Source organism: Demequina salsinemoris, from assembly GCF_000974805.1.
GTDB lineage: Bacteria > Actinomycetota > Actinomycetes > Actinomycetales > Demequinaceae > Demequina > Demequina salsinemoris.
On record NZ_BBQZ01000004.1, the window covers coordinates 204789 to 230826 of the forward strand.

The window sequence follows — 26038 nt, forward strand, 5'->3', positions numbered from 1 at the left end:
TCCCGCAGCGTCCGGCTCGAGGAAGAGAGATGCGCTGGCAGGAGATCCTTGACCGCTTCCGCCCGGTGACAGCACCAGGAGGAGCGGCCGAGTCCGCCGCGCACGTGGCCGCGCGCACCGGAGCAGCGCTCGAGCTCGCCCCCGTCTTCGCGATCCTCGACGCCGACCTGGAGTCCGCGTCCGGCATCGTCTCCGATGCGGAGTCCCGAGCCTCGAACCGCCTCGACCGCGCCCGCTCCGAGGCGGCGGCGACCGTCGCGCGCGCTCGCAGAGAGGCCCCGGCCCGCGAGGCCGAGGCCGCAGCAGCGGTCCTCACCTCGGCAGCCGAGGAGGACGACAGGACGATGCGGCAGGCACGTGACGACGCCGACGCGTTCCTCGCCGCGCGCTCGCCGCGCGTGGACGATGCGGCCGATGCCGTGGTCGCCCGCCTCCTGACGGACCTGGGGCTCGGGTCATGAGCGCCGGGTGGGTGGCAGCGTCGGTGCGCGTGCGCGCCCTCGCGGCGGGCCGCGCGGGAGAGGAGGGTGCCGAGCGCCTCGCCTCGGTCCGTACCTGGCGCGAGGCCGAGGATCTGCTCGCCCGCTGGAGCTACGGCACCCGTGCCGCGGAAGCCTCGAGCCCGGAGGCTCTGCAGCGCGCGGCGAGAGAGACCCTGCTGTGGCAGCTGCGGGTTCTCGCGGGGTGGGCGCCCGCCGCGGGCACCGGGATCCTCCGCGCGGCGGCAGCCCGCTTCGAGCGGGACAACATCCTCGGCCACGTACGGGAGCTCGAGGGCGGCAGCGCCGCGGACCCCTACGACCTGGGCGCGATGGAGACCTCGTGGAGCCTGCTGCGCCGCGCCGAGTCTCCCGATCGGCTGCGGGACCTGCTCGCCCGCACCGCGTGGGGCGAGGTGCCCGAGGACGAGGCCGACCAGCTCGCCGATCTCCTCACGGTCAGTTGGCTGACCCGCTACGCGCAGGTCGCTCCCGCCGCGCGCACCTGGTGCGCGCGCGATTGCGCGCTGACGATCGCGCGGCTGAGGTTCGCCCAGGGCCGGCACCCTGGCCCCGCTGTCCGCCAGCGCGTCGGACCGCTGCTGGGCCACGCGTGGGAGCAGGCGACCGACCTCCGCTCCTTCGCGGCGGCGCTCCCGGCGGGCGCCCGCTCGGCGTTCGGAGACCTGGCCTCTCCCGCCGAGCTGTGGCGCGCGGAGGCGAGGACCTATGCCGCGATGGACTCCGAGGCGACCGCGATGCTCCGCCAGGGGACGCCCGGCCCCGACGTCGTCGTCGCGGGGATCGCGCTGCTCGCCGCCGACGCATGGCGCGTGCAGGCGGCCATCGCGTCGATCGGCCAGGGCCGGGCAGCGAGGGAGGTGCTCGATGTCGCCTCGTGAACCGCGCCCGGACAGCGCGCACCGCAGCCCCCGTGAGCCGCACGGCCCGCTGCCGATGGACCGCGTCGCGATCGTCGTTCATACCGAGGACCGCGACCGTGCCCTCGCGACGATCGCGCGCGCGGGCGTCGTGGAGCTCGAGCTCAAGGGGGCCGGTACGGCCGAGACCGACGAGCTGCCCGGTCTGCAGGAGCTGCAGCGCGCGGCCGCGGCCGGCGTCGTCCACGAACGGCTGACCGGCTGGGTGGGGTGGATGCCCCGTCGCGAGCGCGCCGGCCTGGCCACGGCGCTGGCGCCGCTCGGAGGAGCCGTCGTCCCGCTGCGGGTCCCGCCGGGGGCCCAGCCGCCGACGCTCATGGCCGGTGGCGACGCGAACACGTCGCGCACGCTCGTCGACACGTATGGCGTCGTGCCGTACGCGGACCTCGACCCTGCCCGGCTCGCGGCGGCGGCATACATCCTGATGTTCGGCATGATGTTCGGCGACGTCGGCCACGGCGCGATCCTGGTCCTCGTCGGCCTCGCCCTCCGCGCGCGGTGGATCAAGCGATTCGCGGGCATCCAGCGCACGTGGCTGTTCGTCACGCTCGCGGGCCTCACCGCGATGGTGTTCGGCGCGCTGTACGGAGCGGCGTTCGGCCCCACCGGGCTCGTGCCCGTGCTGTGGCTGGACCCCATGGAGGAGCCCGTCCCGCTCCTGCTCGCCGCGATCGCCCTCGGCGCAGTCCTGCTCGCGGGCTCGTACGCGACCGGCACCGTCAACCGCGTCCGCGAGGGCGGCTGGGCGTACGCGCTGTACTCGCGGTCCGGCATCGCGGGCTCGGGCCTCTTCGTCGCGCTCGGCCTGCTCGCGTGGGGCCTCGCCGCGCACCTCACGGCGCTGACCGCCGCCGGCCTGATCCTCGCGCTCGCCTCGCTCGTCCTCATCTTCATCGGCGTGCTGTCGGAGGCGGGCGGCGGCGCGACCGCGATCCTCCAGGCCGGCATCGAGTCGGTCGACAGCATCAGCAGGCTTGGCTCGAACGTCGTCTCGTTCGCGCGCCTCGCCGCGTTCGGGCTCACGCACGCCGCGCTGCTGAGCGTCATCTGGTCCGGCACCACGTCGCTGTGGGGCTCCGGCTGGGGCTACCCCGCCGCGGTGCTCGTCTTCGTGGTCGGCAACATCATCACGTTCGGCCTCGAGGCCCTGATCGCCGGGATCCAGGCGCTCCGCCTCGAGTACTACGAGCTGTTCTCCCGCGTCTTCGTCGGCGAGGGACGCGCCTTTCAGCCCTGGCATCCCGATCTCTCCCCCACCCCCGCATCGTCCCCCGGCACCATCGAAAGGACCGCATCATGACACCTTGGCTGCTCGCCCTCCCCGTGCTCGCGCTCGTCGCGGTCGGCGCGACGTGGCTGCTGCGTCGGCACCGCCGATCCGGCGTGATCGCCCTGGTCGCGACCAACCTCGCGGTGCTCGCGGGCGCGGCGATCGTCCTCGCGACGGGCCCCGCCGCGAGCGCGGCCACGGTCGCCGCGGAGACCTCGACGACGACCACCGCCGCGAACGGCTCGGCGCTGATCGCGGCGTCCATCGCGGTCGCGGGCTCATCGATCGGCGCGGCCATCGCGGTCGCGTACACGGGCTCGGCCGCGCTCGCCGCGATGAGCGAGCGGCCCGAGATGTTCGGCCGCGCGATGGTCGTCGTCGGGCTCGCCGAGGGCATCGCGATCTACGGCCTCATCATCGCGATCATCCTGATCGGCCAGGCATGACCCACCCGGCCGCGCTCACGGAGGGCGTCGTCGTCGCGATCGGCGAACGCCGGATCGTCGACGCGTTCTCGCTCGCCGGCGTCGAGGCCCTGCCGGCCGAGGACGCGGCCGCGGCGCGTGCCGCCTGGGACTCCCTCGCGCCCGACGTCGCCCTGGTGCTCCTCAGCGCCAGCGCGGCCGACGCGCTCGGAGACGCGATCGATGCGATAGACGCGCCGCTGACGGCGGTGATCCCGTCGTGAGGTCTCCCCTGCCTCCCCGCTCCGCCGAGCAGCTGGTCCCGCTGCGCGCCGACATCCTCGCGCGCGCCAGGGCCGACTCGGAGCGGCTGGACGCGGAGGCGGAGCAACGCGCCGCCGCGATGGTTGCCGAAGCGGACCGCGAGGCCGCCGCGATCGCCAGCCGCGCGATCGACGCAGGAGTCGCAGCCGCCGAGGCCGACGCGGCGCTCAGGTCCGCGCGCGAGCGTCGCCGCGCCCACGAGCTGCGCCTGGCCGGGCGGGAGTCGCTGCACCACGACCTCGAGGCCGCGGTGCTGGAGCGCGCCTCCGAGCTGAAGGCATCGGCCGACTACCCCGCGCTGCTCGCCGCCCTCGAGGCGCGCGCGACGGCCCTGCTCGGCCCCGAGGCGACCGTGACCGAGGACCCCGAGGGCGGCATCGTCGCCGTGCACGGCGCGCGCCGCCTGGACCTCACCCTCCCCGCCCTCGCGAGGGCGACGATCGAGTCGATGGCCGGGGAGGTGTCGGGGCTGTGGACGGAATGACGACGGACGCGTCGACACCCCGAACCGGCGACCGGGTCGGCCGGACCGTGCGCGTCACCGGACCGCTGCTCGAGGCCGAGGGCGTCGAGGGAGTCGCGATGGGCGAGATCCTCCACGTCGGCGACGACAGGATCAGCGCCGAGGTCGTCGCGGTCGAGGGCGGCCGCGCGACCATGCAGGCCTACGAGTACACGGGCGGCGTCCGCGTCGGCGAAGCCGCGGCCGGCAGCGGCCAGCCGCTCACGGGGCTGTTCGGTCCGGGGCTGCTCGGGGCCGCGTTCGACGGCCTCATGCGCCCGCTGACCTCCGCCCCCATCTGGCTGCGACCCGACCGCCCCGAGTCGGTCGCGAGCGACGAGAGGCGCTGGCGGTTCGTGCCCACGGTCGCTGCCGGGGACTCCGTCGCAGCCGGCGACGTGCTCGGCACCGTGCCCGACTCCGGCGCCGTAGAGCACCGCGTCGTCGTCCCCGCCGGGGCGTCGGGGACGGTGGACTGGATCCAGGACGATGCGGAGGTCGGGCCGCTCGACGTTGTTGCCAAGGTGGGCGAGACCGAGGTGAGGCTGTCGGAACGGTGGCCCATGCGTCGTCCACGTCCCTTCCGCGAGCGCCTGTCCGATCCCGTCCCCCTGCACACGGGCCAGCGCGTGCTGGATCTGTTCTTCCCCGTCGCGCGCGGCGCGGCGGCCGCCGTGACCGGTGGCTTCGGCACGGGCAAGACGATGCTGCTCCAGCAGGTCGCGAAGTGGTGCGACGCGGACGTCATCGTCTATGTGGGCTGCGGAGAGCGCGGCAACGAGATGGCCGACGTGCTCGACGACTTCGGGCGGCTGGTCGACGAGCGCACGGGCGGGCGGCTCGTGGACCGCACGGTCGTGGTCGCGAACACGTCGAACATGCCGATGATGGCGCGCGAGCTGTCCATCTACACGGGCATCTCGATCGCCGAGTACTACCGCGACATGGGGCATGACGCGGTCGTGATCGCGGACTCGACGTCGCGCTGGGCGGAGGCGCTGCGCGAGTTCGCGAACCGGCGCGGTGACCTGCCCGCGGAGGAGGGCTTCCCCGCCGACCTGTCCTCGCAGCTCGCGGCGTTCTACGAGCGCGCCGGCCGAGTGACGACGCTGGGCGGCAAGGAGGCCTCCGTCACGGTGATCGGCGCGGTGTCGCCCCCCGGCGGCGACATGTCCGAGCCGGTCACGACGATCACGCAGCGGTTCGTGCGCGCGATGTGGCAGCTCGACCGCGACCTCGCGTACGCGCGGCACTATCCCGCGGTGCATTGGTCGGGGTCGTTCGCGCGCGACACCGACGGGCTCGCGCGGTTCCAGACCGTGCACGGCGACCCCGAGTGGGCGGCCCGGCGAGCCTCAGCGCTCGAGATCCTCGCCGAGGCGGACCGGCTGGCCTCGCTCGCCGAGGTGATCGGCGTCGGATCGCTGCCCGGCCGCGAGCGCATGGTCGTGCTCGGCGGGCGACTGCTGCGGGAGACCGTGCTCGCGCAGAACGCGCTGAGCCCGAACGACGCGTTCTGCTCGGACGCCAAGGGCGCGGCGCTGCTCGATCTGGTCCTCGAGGTGATCGACGCGTGCCACGCCGCGATCGACCGCGGCGCTACCGCGACAGCCGTGGAAAGGCTCGACTTCGGGCCAGTGATCAGGGCTCCGCAGGACGTCGGCCCGACCGACGCCGCGGCGATCGGCCCGATCCGGGAGCGCGTGCTCGCCGAGATCGGGGCGCTGCCATGAGCTCCGGGGACTCCGCCCTGACCGGCGCCCGGATCGCGCACGGCGACATCCGCGCGATCCGTGGCCCGCTCGTCGTGGTCGGCGGCGTCGACGACGTGGGGTGGGACGAGTCCGCGGAGGTCGCGACGCCGGACGGGATGCGTCACGGGCTGGTGCTCGACCTCGACGGCGACCGCGCGACGGTCCAGGTGTTCGAGGGGACCGAGGGGCTCACGCCCGGCGCGGTCGAGGTGCGCTTCGGCGGCAGGCCGCTGCACATCCCCGTCGGGCCGGACTGGCTGGGACGCGTGTGCAACGGGCGCGGGGCTCCTCTCGACGGGGGCCCTCCGATCGCCGGCGATCGTTTCGCTCCCGTGGCCGGGTGGCCGCTCAACCCCGTGGAGCGCGAGCCGCCTCGCGAGCCGATCCTCACCGGGGTGTCCGTCATCGATGCCCTGACCACGCTCGTGCGGGGGCAGAAGCTGCCGGTCTTCTCCGTCGCGGGCCTGCCGCACCTGAGCCTCGCGACGCAGATCGCCGCGCAGTCGTCGAGCCCAGGCACGCGTTTCCGGGTCGTGTTCGCCGCGATGGGGCTCACGCACGCGGACATCGCGTTCGTGCGCGATCGGCTCGAGGAGCGCACCGCGTCGGGAGAGCTCGTGCTGCTGCTCAACGCCGCCGACGATCCGCCGATCGAGCGCATCCTCACGCCGCGGCTCGCGCTGACCGTGGCCGAGAGCCTCGCGTTCGACGACGGCGCCGACGTCCTCGTCGTCCTGTCCGACATGACCAACTACGCCGAGGCGGTGCGCGAGGTGTCCGCCGCGAGGCGCGAGATCCCCGCTCGGCGCGGCTATCCCGGCTACCTGTACTCCGACCTCGCGACGCTGTACGAGCGTTGCGGCCGGGTGCGGGGCCGCGAGGGATCGGTCACGATCGTCCCCGTGCTGACGATGCCCGCGGGCGACATCACCCACCCCGTCCCCGACCTCACCGGGTACATCACCGAGGGGCAGATCGTGCTGTCGCCCGAGCTCGCGGCGCGCGGGATCTATCCGCCGGTGGACACGCTCAGCTCGCTGTCCAGGCTCATGCGCAGCGGCGCGGGTCCCGGGCGCACGCGCGACGATCACCTCGACGTCGCCGCGCAGGTGCTCGCCGCTCTCGCGCGGGCTCGGCAGTCCGCCGCGCTGGCCGAGCTCGTGGGCGCGTCCGCGCTGGGCGAGACCGACCGCGCCTACCTCTCCTACAGGGACGCGATGGAGCGCGACCTGCTCGACCAAGGCCGGGCCGAGGCGCGAACCCTCGAGGACACGCTCGACCGGGCCTGGGCCGCGCTCGCCACCCTGCCGCGCCAGGAGCTCACGATGGTGTCGCCCGCGCAGGTCGCCGCGCACCTGCCCGGCCCCGACGTCACCGCGGCGTCCGGGGACCCGGCGACCGCCGCATCGTCCCTGGCTACCGCATCGTCCACCGCCCCTCCGGCCGAGGAGGCGCGCGATGCCTGACGTCGGGCGTGCCGCGAGGCTGCGCGTGCAGCGGCAGCTCGGCGTCGCCGAGCACGGGGTCGAGCTGCTCGAGCGCAAGCAGCGGATCGTCGCCGCCGAGCACGAGCGGCTGCTGCTGCGCGGCGACGGCCTGGAGCTCGAGTGGGAGCGCGCGGCGGGCGTCGCGCTCGCGTGGGCGTCGCGGGCCGCGGCGCTCGACGGGTGGGAGGCGATCGATGCGGCATCGCCCCTGGCTCCCGCCCAGGTCGCGGTCTCGAGCGGGCGCGTCATGGGGCTCGAGTTCCCGGACGATGCGTCGGTCGCCGTGCCTTCTCCTCGACCGATCGGGGCGAGCACCGCGCTGTCCTATGCGGCGGAGTCGATGGCCGCGGCAGTGGAGGCCGCGGCGAGGTACGCGGCGAACAAACGCGCGGCGGCGACCGTCGCCACCGAGCTGACCGCCACGCGGACCCGGCGCCGGGCGGTCGAGCATCGGTGGATCCCTCACCTCGAATCCGAGCTGGGGCGCATCGAGCGCGCGCTCGACGAGCTCGAGCGTGAGGAGAACCTGAGGGTGCGGTGGGCCGTCGGGGCGCAGGCGACGCGTGACCGCGGGGAGCCCGCGCGTGCCGGGACGGGCGGCGCGGGATGAACGGGAGCACGCAGGGCGGCGCGTCGAGCGCGAGGCAGTCCCTGCTGCGGGGTCCGGTGCTCGTCGCGGTCAACGACTCCGCGGTCTCGTTCCAGGCCGCGGAGACCGCGATCGCGATCGCGCAGGCACTCGGCGTGGGCCTGCGCGCGGTGGCCGTGGTCGAGCACGACGGGCTGGTCGCCGGCTCCCCCGAGGCGGTCGCGCTCGAGTCCGCGCGCGAGCAGGCGTGCGCCGCGGCGCTCGCCCATGTGGAGCGGCTCGCCGACCGGGCGGGCGTGACAGCGCGGATCGTGACCCGGCGCGGACGCGTCGCAGCCGAGGTCCTGGGGGAGGCCGTGTCGTGCGGGGCCGACCTCATCGTGCTCGGCCGCATGGAGCGTCCAGGTCACGTGGTGAGCGGCATCGGCTCGCACACGATGCACGTGCTCGAGTTCGCGCGCGTGCCGGTGCTCGTGGTGCCTCCGGGCGAGGGCTGACTCGCGCGTCCCGCAGCGCTCACCCGAACCGACTGGACCCCCGCATCGTCCGCCAGGCCGCGAAGCACGCTGGTGGGAACTGAGAGCAGAATCCATCGCGGATCCTGCACTCAGCTCCCACCAGGGCGCGTGGACTCGGCTCAGACCGACTGCGGCTCCAGCTCGAGCGCGCGCTGGTCCTTGTTCGCGCGCAGTCCCGTGCGCACGACCGCCGCGAGCAGCGCCACGTGGATCGCGGTGAACAGGAGGCTGGGGACGTAGCCCTGCTCGATGCCGGCCACGAACGCGAGGCCGATGTCCCACAGGTGCAGCACGATGGGGATCGCGAGCACCGCGGCGTCGCGCTTGAGGTCGAGCGGCTGGTCCCACTTGGCGTAGCGGAACAGCAGGAGGATCGCGACGCCCATGTTGACCGCGAGCATCACGGACTCGGCGACGAGGCCGTAGCCCTGCAGCGCGTCCCAGCCGAACAGGAGGACCAGGTTGACGGGCGTGACCAGCATGATGAGCGACGGGATGATCGCGAGCAACGGTGCGCCGGTCGTGAGCCAGGCCTTGCCCTTGCGGTCGGCGAGCTTGTCGAGCAGCCCCACGAACAGCGCGAAGTAGAGCATCATCGTGAACCAGCCGGAGAAGTTGAACACGGGGATGCCGAAGAATCCGCCCTCGTAATGCATCGTCCAGTTCCACTGGCCTGAGGCGACGCCGTCGATCACGTGAATGTCGAAGACGTTGGACGGGTCGATGGTCATGTCCTGGAGCGCGCCGATCGCGCCGGCGACGAACGCGCCGGCCCACCAAGGCAGGCGCAGCTGCTCGGCGAGCCACAGCGCGCAGTAGAGGGTCACGGCCTCGACGAGCAGGATGCTGAGCGGCACCTTGCCGATCATCATGATCCGGTCGGTCGAGTAGTCGTAGATGTTCTGCCAGACGCCGATGTTCTCGAACGCGCCCGCGTAGATCACGAAGGCGACCATCACGAGGATGTGCTGCTTGGCCTTCGTCCGGCCCGCCGCGTGGATGACCGCGGCGATGAACACCGCCACCGACAGCACCTCGAACAGGAACCAGCTCACCGGGGTCCCGAAGATCATCGACATCCTCCTTCTCGTGTCGCACTTTTTGTCGTGCGGCAAAAACGTTAGCATGACTCGCAGGCGCTCGCTCGTCGAGAGGTCCCGGCGCGGGCCCGGGCGCCGAAGACTTCGCGCGACCACGCCCACGAGAGTCCGAGAGGGGAAGCCATGGCCCAGGCCGCCGAGCCCGCTCCCCGAAGAATCGGGCGCCCTCCCCGGCTCAGCCGCGACCGCATCGTCCAGGTGGCCTCCGAGATCGACCCCGCGGACCTCACGCTCACCGCCGTCGCCGACCGGCTCGGCGCAGCCCGCAACGCCGTCGCGTATCACGTGGGCAGCAGGGAGGACCTGCTCGCGCTCGTCATCGAACGACGGCTCGCCACGCGGCTCGCGGATCTGCACGTGCCGCTCGACGACTGGCGGGCCGCCGTGCGCACCGCGAGCCACGGCATGCTCGACGCCCTTCTCGAGGAGGGTCCCGCCGCGCTCGCCGTCACGCGCGCTCCCCTGCCCGGCGTGATCGGCCCGTCGGAGGACCTGCTCAAGGCGCTCACGAAGGCGGGATTCACCACGCACGATGCGGGCCGCACCCTGGGGATGCTCGCCGAGCTGGTCTACGCGGCCGCACGGAACTCGCTCGACGCGGGTGCTGCTTCGACGACCGCCGCCGCCCTGGTCGAGGTGATCGAGAGCAGGGCCGATGCGTACCCCACGTTCGCGGAGGCGCTCGACCAGCGCTGGGAGCCGCGCGAGCAGCTCAACTTCAGCCTGAACGTGGTGATCCTGGGGCTCGAGCGGGTGCTCGACGACTGAGCGCGCCGCGCCCTGTGAGCACATGACTGCTCAGGTCGAGTCTCCGGGAGCACCCATGCGCTCACAGGGCGCTCGAACGTTCAGGGAGCGCGCATGGAAGGCTTCGAACTCTCGACACTCTCGAACTGTTTGCCAAGTCCCTCGAGGCGGCGCACACTGACATTGAAGCTGCCCGTGGCCGCCGCACCCCGGATGCCGGTCGAGCCCAGGGCAGCACAGGTGGGGGGTCACCATGCGCCGTCTCGTTGCACTCCTCGGCACGATCGTGCTGACCTCGTGCTCGACATCGCCGGCCATCGACGAGCCGAGCGGCGGAGAATCGAGCACGCCGGCTGCGTCGACGACCTGGGCCTATGCGCTGGGCTCGGAACTCACACCCGGCACCTACACGTCGCAGAACTTCGCTACCCCTGTGACATTCACCGTCCCTGCAGGGTGGAAGGTATTCGAGGACGGCCCAGGGGAGTTAGGGCTCGCCCGCATCGCGAATGACGGTCCGCCGCTGCTGGTGCTGCGAGACATCGACGCCGCCGCTACGGACTGCGCGGAGGAGGCCGAACCCGGCGTGGGCAGGGACCCCGCCGATATCGTCGACTGGCTGGTCAACCACGACGGCCTTCAGACCAGCGATCCCGTCGCCGTCTCGATCGATCGCCTCGACGGCTACGAGATCGACCTGAGCATCGATCCCTCGTGGTCCGGCACGTGCCCGTTCTCGGCGATCCCCATCGTCATGACCCTGGTCGGCTCGGAGCTGAGCGCGGGTGTGCACTGGAATGTCGATGCCAACGAGAGCAACAGGGTCTGGGTGCTCGACCTCCCGGAGGTGGAAGGGGGCAACATCGTGCTGGTCGGCTCGGTGTGCTGTGGCGTCAACTCCGACGAGCAGCTCGCAGCGGAACAGGAGGTCGTCGACTCGCTCTCGTTCGCACCCTCCGACGCCTGACCTCGCCCGCCCTGGCCGTGTGCGCTGGCATCGCAGGAGTGCAGCTCTGCGCATCGTTCTCGACCGTCGTGCGATGCCAGGACGCACGGCCGACGAGCGAAGGCCCGGCGAGCCAGTCGTGGACTGACCTGCCGGGCCGGAGTTGGTGCGCCTGGACAGATTCGAACTGTCGACACCCGCTTTAGGAGAGCGGTGCTCTATCCCCTGAGCTACAGGCGCGGGGCATAGACAAGGGTACCGAAAACGCTCAAGGGGTTCGACTACCGCGCCTCACCCGAGCTTGAGGACGCCGTCGACCAGCGTCGCGAGCGCGCCCACCCAGCCGACCGCGAGCGTCACGCGGCTCGCGGCCACGCGACTGAGCCGCCGCGCGAGCACGTTGCCGGCGAGCAGCCCACCCGTCATCGCGACGACGAGGCCGACCCACACGAGCACGGACAGGTCGGGCCAGTCCGCGGGATCGGCGACGAGCCGCGCGACGACCGTGGTCGAGGAGATGGTGATGAGGTACGGCTGCAGGGTCGCCGCAAACGATGCCTGCTCCCACCGGGTCGCGCGCGCGAGCACGATCAGCGCCACCCCGCCCGCGCCCGCGAGCGTGGTCATCAGGCCCGCGACCAGCCCTCCGCCGGCGAGCATCGGCGGGTTCCGTGGCAGATGCCCGCCGCGCACCGCCATGATCGCGATGAGCGACGCGATGAGGATCGCCGCCGCCACGATCTGGGCCTGCGCGAGCGGCAACCGCTGCGCGGCGAGCACCCCGAGCCAGATGCCGACGAGGCTCGGCGGCACGAGCACCGCGTAGGCACGCCAATCGATGTCTCGCCAGGTCGCGAGCAGCACGAGGAAGCACACGATCACGCCGAACAGCTGCACCAGGACGATGCCGGGGCCGGGTCCCAGCGCGAGGACGACGAAGGGCGCGACGACGATCGCGAAACCGATGCCGGACACTCGATGCAGCAGGGAGCCCGCGAGGACCGCGGCGATGATCAGGGCCATCGCGGCCGCCCCTCATCAGGCCGCCGCGGCGACCCCAGGCCTACCAGCGCGTGTGCACGTGCTCCCGGATCTGATCGTTGTAGATCTTGGCGAGCGCCGCCATCGTCTCCTCGGGGATCGTCGGCAGGTCGCCGACCGCTGAGTTGAGCCGCGCCTGCTCGGGGGTGCGCGCGCCGGGGATCACGGTCGTGGACCCCATCTGCTCGACCCATCGCAGCGCCATCTGCGCGGTCGTCCACCCCTCGGGCGTGAGCGCGGCGACGTCCTGCGCGGCCTTCACGCCGATCTCGAAGGGGACGCCCGCGAAGGTCTCGCCCACGTCGAACGAGGACCCGTCGCGGTTGTAGTTGCGGTGGTCGTTCGCCGCGAAGGTGGTCGTCGCGTCGTACTTGCCGGACAGCAGGCCCGAGGCGAGCGGCACGCGCGAGATGACGGCCACGCCCTTCTCGGTCGCCATCTTGAGGAACCGCTCGGCGGGCTTGCGGCGGAAGATGTTGAAGATGATCTGGACCGACGCGAGGTCGTCCTCGCCCATGGCGTGGATCGCGTCGTCGCAGATCTCCACGGAGATGCCGAAGTCCTTGATCCGCCCCTCGTCCTTGAGGACGCGCAGGTCGTCGTAGGTGCGCGGGTCGCGCAGCACCTCCGACGGCGGGCAGTGGAGCTGCACCAGGTCGAGCGTGTCGACGCCGAGGTTCTCGCGCGAACGGTCGGTCCAGCGCCGGTAGTTGTCGAGCGTGTAGCCCTCGGCGACCTGCTCGGGCAGGCGGCGCCCCATCTTGGTCGCGACGAAGAAGCCCTCGGAGCCGTCCCGTTCGCGCAGGAACTGTCCCACCGACCTCTCGGAGCGGCCGTCCCCGTACACGTCCGCGGTGTCGAAGAACGTCGTCCCTGCGTCGGCCGCAGCGTGCAGGATGTCCTGCGACCGCTGCTCGTCGGTGTCCCCCCAGTCCCCGCCGAGCTGCCAGCAGCCCAGGCCGATGCTGGACACGTTCCTGCCGATACGTTGCGCCATTGCCGTCCTCATAGGGCCACCGTAGCGAAGATCCGCCGCGGTCACCGGGTGACGGCCGGGCGGCGAGAGGCGGGTCAGGAAACACGGTCGGAGGAGGGACGACGGCCGCGACGCGCACCGCAGGTAGGCGCGCGCCGGGCACGTCGCTCAGGCCGCGCGTGCGGCGAGCCGCGACGCGAGCCGCGGGTACACGCGCAGCGCGTTCCCGGAGAGGATCCCGTCGCGTTCGCCGTCGGTGAGGTCGGCCGCCATGACGTACCGGAGGGTGTCATCGAAGTAGTGCCCCGTGGTCGGGTCGATGCCACGAACGGCGCCCACCATCTCGGAGCCGAACAGGATGCTCTCCTTGGGCATGACGTCCATGAGCAGGTCGATGCCCGGCTGGTGGTAGACGCACGTGTCGAGGAACACGTTGCTCATGAGCCTCTCGGCGTGACCGGGCTTGCCGAGCATGTCCGACAGCCCGCGGTAGCGGCCCCAGTGGTACGGCACCGCTCCCCCACCGTGAGGGATGATCAGCCGCAGCGACGGGAAGTCCGCGAACAGGTCTCCCTGAAGCAGCTGCATGAAGGCCGTCGTGTCGGCGTTCATGTAGTGCGCGCCGGTCGCGTGGAACGCGGGGTTGGCGCTCGCGGAGACGTGGACCATGCCGGGCACGTCATGCTCGACCATCCGCTCCCACAGCGGGTACCAGTACCTGTCGGTGAGCGGAGGCGACGTCCAGTGGCCGCCCGAAGGATCGGGATTGACGTTGACCCCCACGAATCCCATCGAGACGACGCGGTCCAGCTCGCGGATCGCCTCCTCAAGACCCACCCCGGCCTGCTGGGGAAGCTGAGCGACGCCCACGAACGTGTGCGGGTAGAGCGCGACCGCGCGCGCGATGAGGTCGTTGCACGCCGCGGCCCACGCGGCGGACGTGGTGATGTCGCCCAGGTGGTGCCCCATCGCCGAGGCCCGCGGGGAGAAGATCGTCATGTCGGCGCCGCGCTCGGCGATGAGCCGCAGCTGGTTCTTCTCGAGCGTCTCGCGGATGTCGTCGTCGGAGATGCGCGGGTACAGGGGCGTGGCCGTCCCGGCCTCCCATGCCTTGAGCTGGGCCTCGCGCCACTCGGTGTGCGGGGCGGGGGCGGTCGTGTAGTGACCGTGGATGTCGATGATCATCGCAGTGTCTCCTTGGTGGGATGGGGAGTGGGGGCCTTGGTGGCGTCGGCGGCGGCCACGTGGATGCCCGATGCGGCGAGCAGGGCGTCGACCAGGTCCATGGGCGTCTCCTGAGGCAGGACGTCGCCGAACTGCGCGGACCAGCGCTGACGCTCGACGGTCGCGCGCGCCATGAACGGCTCGACGCCGGTCTCGGCGACGGTCACGGCGGCCTCCTCCATCTCCTCCGCGCGGCGCGTGCCGTGCTGCACGGCGCGGGACATGAAGTAGCCGGCGACCTTCTCCCAGTCGGCGGGCGGGAGGATGTTCGGCAGCGAGTCGAGGACGTCCCGCTCGACGCCGAGGGCGCGCGCAGCGAGCAGCGACTCGGTCAGCAGCGCCTCGAGCCCCTTGACGATCACGGACCGGCACAGCTTGGTGGCCGCGGCGACGCCGACCTCGCCCCCGAGCGCGGTCGCGCCCGTGATGCCGTAGTCGCCGGCGACCCCCAGGAACTCGAAGGCGTGCGCGCCCCCGAGCAGGAAGGGGGACGCGAGCCGTCTGGGACCGATCGGCGACATGAGGGCCGCCTCGATGTATCGGCCGCCGCGAGACTCGACCGCGTCGCGCGCCGCCTGCTTGTGTCCGGGTGACGACGAGTTGAGGTCGAACAGGAACGCGCCCGGTTCCATCGCCGCGGCCGCGGCCTCGGCGGCGGCGACGGAGTTCGACGCGGTCACGGCGCTCACGACGAGCGCGGCGCCCGCGACCGCATCGGACGGGGACGATGCGGGGGCCACGCCCAGCTCGCGGGCGTTCAGGGAGGCCTTGCTGTCGGGGTCGGCGAAGGCCGTGTCCCACGCGGCGAGGTCGGTGAGGCCCGCAGCGCGCAGGTCCTCGACGAACACGCGCCCCACCTCGCCGAGGCCGATCAGCGCGACGCGTCCTTGCGAGGCGGTCATGCGAAGGCCTCCTGTGAGTCGTGGCGAGCAGGCCGCAGAGCAGCGGGCCTGGGATGGACGACGCCGTCCATGATCATGCGCGCGGTGCGGACCACGCGGACGGGCCCGATGCTCGAGTCGTCCCCGTCGGCGAGGTCGACATAGAGGTCGAAGAAGCCGGCCGGGTGCTCGACCCTGACCACCTCGCCGACGCCGGGCTGCGCCGCAAGGTCGTTCCCGATCGCCCCCGGCAGCCTCACGGCCGCGGCGACTGACGCCGCGCCGAGGACGCCGATCGCGTCATGCACGCGGTACGGGATGAAGCTGCGGGTGCGGATCGCACCGCCCGCGGCGGGCGCCGAGACGAGCACGATCTTGGGCGTGGTCGTCGTCTCCGGGGTCCCGGCGATCCCCATCAACGGGAACGCGGCCGCCCGGATCGCGGCGACCTTGGCGACCACCGCATCGTCCGCCTCCAGGTCCGTCGGCGCCTCGTCACCGACGAGGCCCAGGTCCGAGGCGCGCACGATCACCGAGGCCATGCCGGCATTCACCAGGGTCGCCTCGACGCCGGCGACCATGTCGACGACGTTCCCGGTCGGCAGGAGTGCGCCCGACGGAGGCTCCGACTCGACCTCGACGGGCGCCGCGGTGCCGGGGACGCCCGAGATCTCGGCGTCGCCGTCGTAGGTCACCTCGCCGCCGGGGGTCTGGACGGTGAGCACCGCGATGGCGCCCGTGTTGACGAGGTGGACCCGAACGGTGGTCGTGCCGAAGTCGGTCGGTACCAGCCCCCGCTCGAGCGCGAAGGGCGCGGTCGCGGCGAGGATGTTGCCGCATGTCTGGGACGTCGAGACGACGGGCTTGTCCGGCACGACCTGGAGGAACAGGTAGTCGATGTCCGCATCGGGTCGCGAGGACGGGCTCACGACCCCGACCTTGGACGTGAGCGGATGCGCGCCCCCGAGCCCGTCGATCTCGCGAGGGTCGGGGCTGCCCATGATGCGCAGCAGCAGGTCGTCCCGCGCGGCCTCGTCGACGGGCAGGTCCGAGGCGAGGAGCAGCGCCCCCTTGGAGGTGCCTCCCCGCATCAGCGCACACGGGATCCCGGTCATGCCGGCTCGGCCTCGGGGTGACGCCGGTACGTGACGCCGAGCTCCTCCAGCACCGGACGCATGCCGTAGCGGTCCAGGCCGAGCTGCCCCTCGAGGAAGGCCGCCCTGGTGGCCGCCTCCTTCTCCTCGCGGGCGATCGACTTGGCCAGCACATCGTCCGCCTGCCTCCTGGGCACGACGGCGACCCCGTCGTCGTCGCACACGAGGATGTCGCCCGCGTCGATCACCTGGCCGTTGATGATCACCGGCACGTTGACCGCGCCAGGGGTGTTCTTGACGGTGCCCATCACGTTGATGTGCCGCGCCCACACGGGGAAGCCCAGGTCGCGCAGCTCCTGAGTGTCGCGCACGCCCGCATCGATGATCGCGCCGGCCACGCCGCGCCGGTGGAGCCCCGTCGCGAACAGCTCGCCGAACATGCCGTGCTGGGAGGGCGAGCGGGTGGTGACGACGAGGATGTCGCCGGGCCCGCACTGCTCGATCGCGGCGTGGATCATGAGGTTGTCGCCGGGCCAGCTCAGCACCGTCACCGCGGTGCCCGCGATGCGCGTGCCCTGCTGGATCGGGCGCAGGTCGGAGCCCAGGTCCCCGGTCCGGCCCATCGCCTCGCCCACGGTCGCGACGCCGATCGTGGAGAACGCCTCGACGGTCTCCAGCTTGGGGCGCGGCGGGTCGGTGAGGATCACGGTCTCCATCACGCCTCCTCACCCTCGGGACGATGCCCGGCCTTGGCCTTCTGGATGAGCGAGTACACGTGGCCGCGCAGCTCGCCGAAGCGCGGGTCGGAGCGGGTGCTCAGCTGGTCTCGCTCGGGAGGAAGATCCACGTTGACGTCCTCCATCAGCACGGTGGGCCGGTTGGACAGGACGATGACGCGCTCGCCCAGGTAGACGGCCTCGTCGATGTCGTGGGTCACGAACAGAACGGTCACGCCGAGGCGCTTCCACAGCGACCGGACCAGGTCCTCGAGCTCTGCCCGCGTCTGGGCGTCGACGGCCGCGAACGGCTCGTCCATGAGCAGCACGGTCGGCTCGTACGCGACGGCGCGGGCGATCGCGACGCGCTGCTGCATGCCTCCCGAGAGCTGCCACGGATGCTGCTCAGCGGCCTCGGTGAGGCTCACCTCGGCGAGAGCCTTGTCGACCTTCTCGCGCCGCTCGGCCTTGGGGATGCCCTTCTCCTTGAGCGGCAGCTCGATGTTCTGGCGCACCGTCATCCACGGGAAGAGGCTGCGGCCGTACTCCTGGAACACGACGGCCATGCCCTCGGGCGGGCCGGTCACCGCGGTGCCGTCGAGCACGACCTCGCCCTTGGTGACGTCGAGCAGGCCCGCGATCGAGCGCAGCAGCGTCGTCTTGCCCGCACCCGACGGGCCCACGACGCACACGAGCTCTCCGCGGCCGACCTGGAAGTCGAGGTTCCGGATCGCCTCGACCTGTGGGCGCCCAGGGGTGTCGTACGTCTTGCCGACGCCGCGCAGGTCGAGCGCGACGTCGGTGGCCGCGGGAGCCGCGGACTCTGCTTGGGCTGCCTTGAGGAGCGGCACGGTGATCGACATCTCTTACTCTCCTCGCTCGATCTGACGCTGGCCCATGTACCAGGCGAGCATGCGGGTCTCGACGACCTTGAAGATGGCGGCGAGAAGGACTCCGATGAGGCCGAGCAGGATGATGCCCGTCCACATCTGGGGGATGGCGAAGCTCCTCTGGAACTGGACGATCGAGGCCCCGAGGCCGCGGTTGGCCCCGAACAGCTCCGAGATGACCATGAGGATCACGCCGATGGACAGCGCCTGACGGGCGCCGGTGAAGATGCGCGGGCTCGCGCCCGGCAGGACGACGAAGAGCAGGCGGCGCCACCAGCTGAGGCGGTAGCTCTTCGCGGTGTCGGTGAGGGTGGGCTCGAGTCCACGGACCCCCTCGACGGTGTTGAGCAGGATGGGCCACAGGCAGCCGAGCGCGATGGTGACGATCTTGCCCAGCCAGCCGGTGTAGCCGGCGAACAGCGCGATGATCGGGACCAGGACCGGGGGCGGCACCGCGCGGAAGAACTCCAGCACGGGCTCGCTGAGCGCCCTGAGCGTCGGCGACAGCCCGATCGCGGTGCCGCCGACGATGCCGCCGACGACCGCGAGCGAGAAGCCGATCCCGAGCCGGGCGAGGCTGGGCACCAGGTCGGCCGCGAGCCGTTCGGGGGTCCACGTCTCGGGGAAGGTCTGGAGGATCGTCTGGAGCGACGGCCAGAACGGGTTCGTCGAGCCGGCTGAGGCGATCCACCACGCGGCGAGCAGGATCAGCGGCAGGCCGAGGGCCAGGAACGCCTTCTTGGCGTAGGTCGTGGCGGTCATGAGTGCTCGCTCCTGATCGAGGGGTGCCACCAGAGCATCTTCTTCTCCGCGAAGCGGGCGAAGAGGTTGACCGCGACGCCGATGAGTCCGACGACGATCACGAGGGCGTAGGTCTCGGGGACGTTGCCCGAGCTCTGCGCGATGCCGATGTCACGGCCCAGTCCGGGGACGCCGATGACGAGCTCGGCGGTGATCTCGAGGATCAGCGCGACGGCGGCCGCGAGTCGGAACGCGGTCATGATGTACGGCAGGGCCGTGGGGTAGATGACGGACCTCGCGATGCGCAGCGGCCCGAACTGATACGAGCGCGCCGTGTCGCGCGCCACGGGGTCCACGTCCGCGACGCCGTACAGCACCTGCACGAGCACCTGCCAGAAGGCCGCGTAGACGACGAGGACGAAGGCCGACTGCGGCTGGGTGCCCCACAGGAGGACGACGAGCGGGATGAGCGCGACCGACGGGATCGGCCGCAGGAACTCGATCGTGGAGCTCGTGAAGGCCCGGAGGAACGGGAACGAGCCGATGACGAAGCCGGCGGCGATCCCGAGCGCCATGGCGGCGGCGAGGCCGATCGCCCAGCCGCGGACGGTGAGGACGAGCGAGTGCCAGAACTCGCCCTCGCCGAGCAGCCGGAACAGCGTGGCGTACATCTCGGTGACGGGAGGCAGGAAGTCGGGGTTGACGATGCCGGTGCGCGACAGGAGCTCGGCTCCGACGAGGACGATGGCGACGCCGGCGATGCCGAGCAGCGCGGGCCGTCCCTTGCGGCTGCGCCGGGGCTTCCGCGTCGCCGCGCCACTCGGGGTGGGGGGCGCGAGCGTGGCCTGGGTGGGACTCACGAGGACTCCGATTCGTCGATGAATCTGGGGTGGCCGGTGGATCTGACCTGAGGAGATGCCGGGGCCGCGGGGGGTCACGCGGCCCCGGCATCGTCCTACTTCAGGCCGGACAGGTCGGGCGCCTCGGCGAGGAACCCGTCGTCGATCGCGAGCTGCGCGAGCAGGTCCACGGTGTTGGAGTCGATCTCCGTGGGCCACGACGGCAGGACCACCGCCTGCTGCGTCGCCTCGTCCATGCTCGTGTAGTCGGCGAGCGCGGCGCGCACGGCGTCCGGGTTGTCGGTCGCGTACTCGAAGGACTTCGTGAGCGCCTCCTGGAAGGCCGCCACGATGTCGGGATTCGCGTCGGCGTACTCCATCGACGTGAAGTACTCGGCGATCATGAGGTTCGGATCGGTGAGGGCGAAGTTCGAGCCCACCTCCACGAGACCCTGGCCGGCGCCGACCGTCTGGAACGGCTCGACGACCTGACCGGCGTCGACGTCGCCGGACACGATGGCCGGGACGATGTCGGGGAACGCGAGCTCGACGTAGGTGATCGTCGACGGGTCGCCGCCGTCATCCATCACCATCTTGTTCGTGGTCGACGTGTTGATGTTGTTGAGAGTGTTGACGGCGACCTTCTTGCCCTCGAGGTCGGCGGGCGACTCGATGCCGCTGTCGGCGAGCACCATGACCGAGCCGAAGTCGGCGCCGTTCTCGCCCGTCGTGGACACTCCCGGCGCGACGGCCTGGATGTCGATGCCGGTCGAGGTCGCGAGGATCAGCGACGTCGTGTTGCTGAACCCGAAGTCGAACTGACCGCTCGTGACGCCGGGCACGATCGCCGCGCCACCCTGGGCGAGCTCGGTCGTGACCTCGAGTCCGGCGTCCTCGAAGAACCCCTCCGAGATGCCGAGATAGAGCGGCGCGACGTCGAGGATCGGGATGACGCCGACCGTGATCGCGGTCATCTCCATCGCCATCGTGGACTCGGTGGCCTCAGCGGTCATCGCGTCCTCGGACTCGCTGGCGGACTCGGACGTATCCGAGGATCCGGAGTCGCTGCACGCGGCAAGCGTGAGGGCTCCGATCGCGGCGACCGCGACGAATGCGGCCTTGGTTCGTGCGGATGTGGTCGTGGTGTGACGCACGGGCTCCTCCTCGAGACCTTCGACCCCTCCCCATTGAGTGGTCGTGCTCGCTCACGGTAACAGATTGTTGACAATCTTGTCAGCAGGATTGCTGACGCATTCACCGAACCGTGACATCCGGGGTTCGCGAACCTTTCCGCGGACCCGAACGCTCAGGCGATCGCGCGCAGCGCCTCGATCACCGAGGAGATGTGGGCGCGCATCGCGGCCTCGGCCGCCATCGGATCGCGGGCCACCACCGCCGCGATGATGTTCTCGTGCTGCACCACCGAGACCGACGGACGCCCGGGGACCCTGGACAGCGCGAACTGGTGGCGCACCATCTGACCGTGCAGGCGAGCGATGATGCCGTTCGCCTTGTGATGCTGCGCGATGTCGCGCAGCGAGGAATGCAGGACCCCGTTGAGCTCCGAGTACGTGCCGACGTCCCCCACCTCGACGGCCGCGCGCATGCGGCGCCCGACGTCGAGGAGCGCCTCCGCCTGCTCGTCGCTCACGCGCTCGGCCGCTCGCGCGGCGACGAGGCCCTCGACGACCATGCGCACCTCGGTGATCTCGACGGCCTCGTCGATGCCGATCTCCCGGATGCGGGCGCCCTTGTTCGGAAGATGCTCGACGATCCCGTCCGACTCGAGCGTGTGCAGCGCACGGCGCACCTGGAAGCGAGAGGCGCCGAAGTCCTCGCTGAGCTCCACCTCGACGAGCCGCTGCCGGGGCGAGAAGTCGCCGCGCAGGATGGCGGCCTTCAGCTCCTCATAGACCGTGCCGTCACCCGCCACCGTCGCCTCCAGTCTCACGCCCGGACCGGGTCGCCCCTTCGCCACCCGCACCGTCCGACGCCAACAATATTGTTGACAATATCAAGGCGAGGCACGATCTGTCCGCAACCGGTGCCGACAGTCTGAACCAATCTCGCCTGCGGCGCGCGAGCGTGTCGCAGGACGATGCGGCGTGTCACCGGGGTGTCGCGGCTGAGATTGGTTCGAACTGTCGGCAGGGAGGCGATCGGGCGGGGGCAGAGCCGGGCAGGGAGGCGGACGCGCGGGGTCGGGCGCGGCCGGGCAGGGAGGCGATCGGGCGGGGGCAGAGCCGGGCAGGGCGGCCGGGCAGGGCGGAGCCGGAGCCCCGCCGCCGCCGGAAGGGACGATGCGGCAGCCGGAGACGACGAAGGCCGCCCCCGTTCACGGGGGCGGCCTTCCGAAGAATCGGCGAGATCAGCCGGTGACGCGGACGTACACCGGGTTGGACTGCCAGATCGAGCGGAACTGCACCGACTTGCCCGGACGGGGCGCGTCGATCTGCAGGTTCGGGCCGGCGTAGATCGCCACGTGGCCGGGGCTCACGATGATGTCGCCGGGCTGCGGGCTCGAGACGCGCGTGCCGACGCTGTAGTAGGCGCCCGACTGGTGCGGGAGGCTGATGCCCAGCTGTCCGTACACGTACGACACGAAGCCCGAGCAGTCGAAGCCGGTCGACGGCGAGGAGCCGCCGGAGACGTAGGGGGTGCCCACGTACTTGGAGGCCTCTGCGATGACGGCGGATCCGGAGATCGCGGCCTTCACGGCGCTGGAGGACTTGGTGGAGCCGGAGCTCGACGAGCTGCTGCTCGAGGTGCTCGAGCTGGACGTGCCGGAGCTGGAGGTCCCGGTGGTCGACGTCGAGTTGGACACCGTCGTGCCGCTGGTGGTCTGCACCGGCTCAGGCTCGGGCTCGGGGTCCTGGGACACGTCGATCGACGGCTCCTGGAAGTCGTAGTCCGCGTCGCCCTCGGCGATCACGACGGTCGACGCGTCCGCGATGTCCTGCGCGAGGTTCGAGTTGACCTCGGCGACGACGTTGGCGTCTGGAGTCGTCGGTGACTCCTCGGTGGGGGTCATGAGCGCCACAGCGGCGACGCCCGTGAGCGGTGCGACCACGAGGGCGCCACCGGCGGAGACCGCGATGGCACGCGCTCGTGCGCGCTTGTATCCGTACCTCAAATTCCCGTTTCCTTCCGCGCGGGGGAGCGCGTTATCGACGTGGCCCCAACGAACGACGCGTGTCGTGCGTTTCCTCTTTGTGGGGGCATTCCCACGCCTGCGATTCGGTCGATGAACTGCGTCCACCATAACTGGCGAAGGCCGCAGATGCACGTTTCAGGTCACGAAATGGTTACGAAGACGTGCCTCGCGACCGACTTCGACAGGTGGATCTCACCCCCTTCGGAGGTCACGGAGACCCCGTCGTCGTCGCATCGAAGGTCGAACGAAGCCCCTGGAAGCAGACCAGAATCGAGCATCGGCTCAAGGACGTCGGGATGGGCCTGAGGGTGCTCTCCGATGCGCACCAATGTGGCCCGGGTCACATTCTGAGCACAAGCGTCGAGAAGAGAGATGCCCCCCGGCGTGTCGGGCGCCGACTCGCCGAGCTCCTCGAGGCCGGGCACCGGGTTCCCGTAGGGCGAGACGTGGGCGTCGTCGAGCATCGCCAGCACGCGCTTCTCGACTCGCTCGCTCATCACGTGCTCCCACCGGCACGCCTCGTCGTGGGCGTGCGCGAGGTCGAGCCCGATCACGTCCGTCAGCAGCCGCTCGGAGAGCCGATGCTTGCGCATCACCCGCACCGCGAGCCGCTGCCCTTCCTCGGTCAGCTCGAGGTGGCGATCGTCGGTCACCACGACCAGTCCGTCGCGCTCCATCCGCGCGACGGTCTGAGACACGGTCGGCCCCGAATGGCCGAGCTGCTCGACGATCCTGGCCCGCATCGGCACCACGCCATCCTCGACGAGCTCGTAGATCGTCCTCAGGTACATCTCCGTGGTGTCGACGAGGTCATTCACGCGAAGCGCCCGAGCCCGTGGTACTCCCAGCCCGCCTCGATCCACTTCTCGGCCGGCAGGCAGTTGCGACCGTCGATGATCTTCGGCGATGCCACCAGGCCCGCGACCGCGGCCGGATCCGCCTCGCGGAACTCCTGCCACTCCGTGGCGACCAGCACCACATCGGCGCCCTCGAGAGCCTCGGCCATCGAGTCCTTGAACGGGATCGTGGGCCACACGGCCTCGGCGTTGTGACGGGCCTGAGGGTCGTACACCTTCACATCCGCGCCGGCCAGGTGCAGGCGACCCGCGGCGTCCAGGGCCGGCGAGTCGCGCACATCGTCGCTGTTGGGCTTGAACGCCGCACCCAGGACCGCGACCTTCGCGCCCTTCATCTGACCGCCCGCGCAGGTCTCCACGAGGTTCACCACGTGCTCACGGCGGCGCAGGTTGATCTCGTCGACCTCCCGCAGGAAGCTCAGCGCGTCGCCCACACCGAGCTCGCCCGCACGCGCCTGGAACGCCCGGATGTCCTTGGGAAGGCAGCCGCCGCCGAAGCCCAGGCCCGCGCCCAGGAACTTGCGACCGATGCGCTCGTCGTAGCCGATCGCGTCCGCGAGCTGCGCGACGTCGGCGCCGGTGACCTCGCAGATCTCCGCGATCGCGTTGATGAAGGAGATCTTGGTGGCCAGGAACGCGTTGGCGGAGACCTTCACAAGCTCGGCGGTCGCGAGGTCCGTCACGAGGAACGGCGTGCCGCGGCCCAGGATCTCTGCGTACACCTCACGCGCCACCGCCTCCGCACGACCCTCACGGCCCTTCTCCACGCCCAGCACCAGGCGGTCGGGACGCAGCGTGTCCTCCACCGCGAAGCCCTCACGCAGGAACTCGGGGTTCCACGCGAGCTCGGCCTGGTCGCCCACCGGGGCGAGCTCACGCACCTTCGCCGCCAGGCGAGCCGCGGTGCCGACCGGGACGGTCGACTTGCCGAAGATCACCGCGGGGCGCGTGAGGAGGGGTGCGAGCGTGTCGATCACCGCGTCGACGAACCGCATGTCAGCGGCGTTCTCGCCCTTCTTCTGCGGGGTTCCCACGCCGATGAAGTGCACATCGGCCTGCGCCGCCTCCGACGCATCCGTCGTGAAGCGCAGGCGACCGGAGTCGACGTGCTTGCGCAGCAGCTCGGGCAGCCCGGGCTCATAGAACGGCACCTCGCCGCGAGCCAGGCGCTCGATCTTCGCCTCATCGACGTCGACGCCGATGACGGTGTGGCCGAGCTCCGCCATCCCGGCGGCGTGGGTGGCGCCGAGGTACCCGGTGCCGAAGACAGAAACGGTGAGTGACATGTGTATCAGCGTAGTAGTCGAGACATGTCGCGGGGGTTACCCACAGTCCCGCATTCAGGCGGAGGTCATCTGCGCGGGACGGAGGCGACCGCCGCAAGACCGGCCGTCTCGATCGCGGCCGATCCCTCGGAGTGCGCGATGAAGACCGACTCTCCCGCGCCCAGGAGCGCGGTGCGCCCCGCCGCGACGACCGTCGTCGTCCCCTCGAGCGCGAGGACGATGCGGGGGCCCGGCTGGGCGACGATCGCGCCCCTCCTGAGGAAGGACAGGGAGAAGTCCCTCGTGAGCGTCGCGAAGTGCGTGACGGGACCTTCGATGTCCACCGCGGGCAGATCCGGCTCGGACGGCACGGTGTGCGCGAGATAGAGGAGCTGGCCGAGATCGATCGGCTTGCTCGTGAGCCCCGCGCGGATGACGTTGTCCGAGTTCGCCATGATCTCGAGTCCCAGGCCGCTCTGGTACGAGTGCACGATGCCCGCGTCCGTGAAGGAGGCCTGCCCCGGCTCGAGACGCACCACGTTCATCGCGAGCGCGACAAGAGCTCCAGGATCGCCCGGGTGCGCGTCGAGCGCATCCGCGGCGGCGTGCATCGCGTCGGAGCCACGGCCCGCCGCGACCGCGGCCTTGAGCGAGACCAGGACCGGCATCGCGTTGAGGCCGCGCAGGCAGGTGTCCACGTACTCGGAGATCGCGTCCTCGTCGTCGTCGGCATCGTCCAGCACGCCCTCGAGCACACGCGCGCCTCCGTCGTCGAGCAGCGCGAGGTCGGCGCGCAGGTCCTCGACCGGGCGGAACCCTGTGAGCACGACCATCGGGGTCAGCGCGACGACGAGCTCGGGCTTGGCGCTCGCGTCCTTGAAGGTGCGTTCAGGGACGTCACGGGCGATCCCCAGATCCTCCTCGCGAGCGAATCCCGTCGCGGCCTGCTCGGGGTTCGGGTGGACCTGGAGCGACAGCGGCTTGGCGATCGCGAGGACCTTGAGGAGGTACGGAAGGCGCCCGCCGAAGGCCTCGGCGACATCAGGACCGAGCGTGCCGATGGGGTCGGCGGCGATCACCGCGTCGAGCCCTGTGAGGTCATCCTCGCCGCCGGTCATCGCGGGCGAGTTCGGGTGGGCGCCCCACCACGCCTCCGCGACCGGCTCCCCCGTCGCGGGCAGACCGAGCATCGAGGGGATCATCGTGGAGTCGCCCCAGTCGTAGCTCTGGAGGGCGGGAATCAGCGCGCGCACCGCCCTATCCTGACACGGCGCAAGGTCGCATGCGCGTACCCACCGC

The 26038-nt window shown here is 71.4% G+C and carries 28 protein-coding genes and 1 tRNA gene; 12 read left to right on the forward strand and 17 right to left on the reverse strand.

From position 1 onward, the window contains the following. Positions 1–29: 29 nt before the first annotated feature. Genes AOP78_RS09645 through AOP78_RS09690 form a run of 10 tightly spaced genes read left to right on the forward strand, consistent with a single transcriptional unit; the run spans position 30 to position 8247 of the window. Positions 30–461: a hypothetical protein gene (locus tag AOP78_RS09645; RefSeq protein WP_062203656.1), complete on the forward strand. Its 432-nt coding sequence runs from the start codon at positions 30–32 to the stop codon at positions 459–461. Further along, positions 458–1381, forward strand: a complete 924-nt coding sequence (locus AOP78_RS09650; RefSeq protein ID WP_152659487.1) for a V-type ATPase subunit — start codon at positions 458–460, stop codon at positions 1379–1381. The genes AOP78_RS09645 and AOP78_RS09650 overlap by 4 nt, the downstream gene beginning before the upstream one ends. After that, positions 1368–2720 carry a V-type ATPase 116kDa subunit family protein gene (locus AOP78_RS09655; RefSeq protein WP_201774774.1) on the forward strand — a complete coding sequence of 451 codons (1353 nt, stop codon included), beginning with the start codon at positions 1368–1370 and terminating at the stop codon, positions 2718–2720. The genes AOP78_RS09650 and AOP78_RS09655 overlap by 14 nt, the downstream gene beginning before the upstream one ends. Beyond that, positions 2717–3136 (forward strand): ATP synthase subunit C, encoded by a 420-nt coding sequence (locus AOP78_RS09660; protein WP_062203662.1) that lies wholly within the window; start codon positions 2717–2719, stop codon positions 3134–3136. Before AOP78_RS09655 ends, AOP78_RS09660 begins: the two co-directional genes overlap by 4 nt. Further along, positions 3133–3378, forward strand: coding sequence for a V-type ATP synthase subunit F (locus tag AOP78_RS09665; RefSeq protein ID WP_062203663.1), 246 nt, complete (start codon positions 3133–3135; stop codon positions 3376–3378). The genes AOP78_RS09660 and AOP78_RS09665 overlap by 4 nt, the downstream gene beginning before the upstream one ends. Further along, positions 3375–3902 (forward strand): hypothetical protein, encoded by a 528-nt coding sequence (locus AOP78_RS09670; RefSeq protein WP_062203665.1) that lies wholly within the window; start codon positions 3375–3377, stop codon positions 3900–3902. Before AOP78_RS09665 ends, AOP78_RS09670 begins: the two co-directional genes overlap by 4 nt. Further along, complete coding sequence (locus AOP78_RS09675) at positions 3899–5653, forward strand: V-type ATP synthase subunit A (protein ID WP_062203666.1); 1755 nt, start codon at positions 3899–3901, stop codon at positions 5651–5653. Before AOP78_RS09670 ends, AOP78_RS09675 begins: the two co-directional genes overlap by 4 nt. Further along, positions 5650–7140 carry a V-type ATP synthase subunit B gene (locus tag AOP78_RS09680; protein WP_152659488.1) on the forward strand — a complete coding sequence of 497 codons (1491 nt, stop codon included), beginning with the start codon at positions 5650–5652 and terminating at the stop codon, positions 7138–7140. Before AOP78_RS09675 ends, AOP78_RS09680 begins: the two co-directional genes overlap by 4 nt. Next, complete coding sequence (locus AOP78_RS09685; RefSeq protein ID WP_062203668.1) at positions 7133–7771, forward strand: V-type ATP synthase subunit D; 639 nt, start codon at positions 7133–7135, stop codon at positions 7769–7771. Before AOP78_RS09680 ends, AOP78_RS09685 begins: the two co-directional genes overlap by 8 nt. Then, positions 7768–8247 carry a universal stress protein gene (locus AOP78_RS09690; RefSeq protein WP_062203670.1) on the forward strand — a complete coding sequence of 160 codons (480 nt, stop codon included), beginning with the start codon at positions 7768–7770 and terminating at the stop codon, positions 8245–8247. Before AOP78_RS09685 ends, AOP78_RS09690 begins: the two co-directional genes overlap by 4 nt. A 140-nt stretch (positions 8248–8387) precedes the next feature. Here the strand turns inward: AOP78_RS09690 and AOP78_RS09695 are convergent, their stop codons facing one another. After that, a complete protein-coding gene (locus AOP78_RS09695; RefSeq protein ID WP_160297617.1) occupies positions 8388–9341 on the reverse strand; it encodes a carotenoid biosynthesis protein in 954 nt (317 codons plus the stop codon). A 150-nt stretch (positions 9342–9491) separates the two neighbouring features. Here AOP78_RS09695 and AOP78_RS09700 point away from each other — a divergent pair, with 150 nt between their 5' ends. After that, positions 9492–10136 (forward strand): TetR/AcrR family transcriptional regulator, encoded by a 645-nt coding sequence (locus AOP78_RS09700; RefSeq protein WP_062203674.1) that lies wholly within the window; start codon positions 9492–9494, stop codon positions 10134–10136. Positions 10137–10368: 232 nt separating this feature from the next. After that, entirely contained in the window at positions 10369–11082 is a 714-nt protein-coding gene (locus tag AOP78_RS09705) for a hypothetical protein (protein WP_062203677.1), read from the forward strand. A gap of 143 nt (positions 11083–11225) precedes the next feature. On the opposite strand, the gene AOP78_RS09710 is transcribed toward AOP78_RS09705, so the two are convergent. The 16 genes from AOP78_RS09710 to manA all read right to left on the reverse strand — a co-directional run bounded on the left by AOP78_RS09710 (position 11226) and on the right by manA (position 25992). Then, positions 11226–11301 (reverse strand) — tRNA-Arg (locus AOP78_RS09710). A 51-nt stretch (positions 11302–11352) separates the two neighbouring features. Further along, the gene (locus AOP78_RS09715; protein WP_062203680.1) at positions 11353–12084 is read right to left on the reverse strand and encodes a TSUP family transporter; all 732 of its coding nucleotides are present in this window, start codon (positions 12082–12084) and stop codon (positions 11353–11355) included. A gap of 40 nt (positions 12085–12124) precedes the next feature. Continuing rightward, positions 12125–13099 carry an aldo/keto reductase gene (locus tag AOP78_RS09720; protein ID WP_152659489.1) on the reverse strand — a complete coding sequence of 325 codons (975 nt, stop codon included), beginning with the start codon at positions 13097–13099 and terminating at the stop codon, positions 12125–12127. Between the two features lie 147 nt (positions 13100–13246). Then, entirely contained in the window at positions 13247–14263 is a 1017-nt protein-coding gene (locus AOP78_RS09725; RefSeq protein ID WP_062203686.1) for an amidohydrolase family protein, read from the reverse strand. Further along, positions 14260–15204 carry an NAD(P)-dependent oxidoreductase gene (locus AOP78_RS09730; RefSeq protein ID WP_083979995.1) on the reverse strand — a complete coding sequence of 315 codons (945 nt, stop codon included), beginning with the start codon at positions 15202–15204 and terminating at the stop codon, positions 14260–14262. The genes AOP78_RS09725 and AOP78_RS09730 overlap by 4 nt, the downstream gene beginning before the upstream one ends. Further along, positions 15201–16298, reverse strand: a complete 1098-nt coding sequence (locus tag AOP78_RS09735; protein ID WP_062203689.1) for a PrpF domain-containing protein — start codon at positions 16296–16298, stop codon at positions 15201–15203. Before AOP78_RS09735 ends, AOP78_RS09730 begins: the two co-directional genes overlap by 4 nt. After that, positions 16295–16993 carry a 4-carboxy-4-hydroxy-2-oxoadipate aldolase/oxaloacetate decarboxylase gene (locus AOP78_RS09740; RefSeq protein ID WP_062203692.1) on the reverse strand — a complete coding sequence of 233 codons (699 nt, stop codon included), beginning with the start codon at positions 16991–16993 and terminating at the stop codon, positions 16295–16297. The genes AOP78_RS09735 and AOP78_RS09740 overlap by 4 nt, the downstream gene beginning before the upstream one ends. Further along, positions 16993–17856: an ABC transporter ATP-binding protein gene (locus AOP78_RS09745; protein WP_062203693.1), complete on the reverse strand. Its 864-nt coding sequence runs from the start codon at positions 17854–17856 to the stop codon at positions 16993–16995. The genes AOP78_RS09740 and AOP78_RS09745 overlap by 1 nt, the downstream gene beginning before the upstream one ends. A 3-nt stretch (positions 17857–17859) precedes the next feature. Continuing rightward, positions 17860–18645, reverse strand: a complete 786-nt coding sequence (locus AOP78_RS09750; protein WP_062203696.1) for an ABC transporter permease — start codon at positions 18643–18645, stop codon at positions 17860–17862. Continuing rightward, on the reverse strand, positions 18642–19484 hold the full coding sequence (locus tag AOP78_RS09755) for an ABC transporter permease (protein WP_062203699.1): 843 nt from the start codon (positions 19482–19484) through the stop codon (positions 18642–18644). The genes AOP78_RS09750 and AOP78_RS09755 overlap by 4 nt, the downstream gene beginning before the upstream one ends. Before the next feature lie 95 nt (positions 19485–19579). Continuing rightward, a complete protein-coding gene (locus tag AOP78_RS09760) occupies positions 19580–20617 on the reverse strand; it encodes an ABC transporter substrate-binding protein (protein WP_062203702.1) in 1038 nt (345 codons plus the stop codon). Between the two features lie 152 nt (positions 20618–20769). After that, positions 20770–21414 carry a GntR family transcriptional regulator gene (locus AOP78_RS09765; RefSeq protein ID WP_236685352.1) on the reverse strand — a complete coding sequence of 215 codons (645 nt, stop codon included), beginning with the start codon at positions 21412–21414 and terminating at the stop codon, positions 20770–20772. A gap of 417 nt (positions 21415–21831) precedes the next feature. Continuing rightward, positions 21832–22596, reverse strand: coding sequence for a C40 family peptidase (locus AOP78_RS15585; RefSeq protein WP_062203704.1), 765 nt, complete (start codon positions 22594–22596; stop codon positions 21832–21834). Positions 22597–22757: 161 nt separating this feature from the next. Then, on the reverse strand, positions 22758–23435 hold the full coding sequence (locus AOP78_RS09775; RefSeq protein WP_062203707.1) for an iron-dependent transcriptional repressor DtxR: 678 nt from the start codon (positions 23433–23435) through the stop codon (positions 22758–22760). Further along, the gene (locus tag AOP78_RS09780) at positions 23432–24760 is read right to left on the reverse strand and encodes a UDP-glucose dehydrogenase family protein (RefSeq protein ID WP_062203710.1); all 1329 of its coding nucleotides are present in this window, start codon (positions 24758–24760) and stop codon (positions 23432–23434) included. Before AOP78_RS09780 ends, AOP78_RS09775 begins: the two co-directional genes overlap by 4 nt. A gap of 65 nt (positions 24761–24825) precedes the next feature. Then, positions 24826–25992 carry a mannose-6-phosphate isomerase, class I gene (gene manA / locus AOP78_RS09785; RefSeq protein WP_062203713.1) on the reverse strand — a complete coding sequence of 389 codons (1167 nt, stop codon included), beginning with the start codon at positions 25990–25992 and terminating at the stop codon, positions 24826–24828. Positions 25993–26038: the final 46 nt, after the last annotated feature.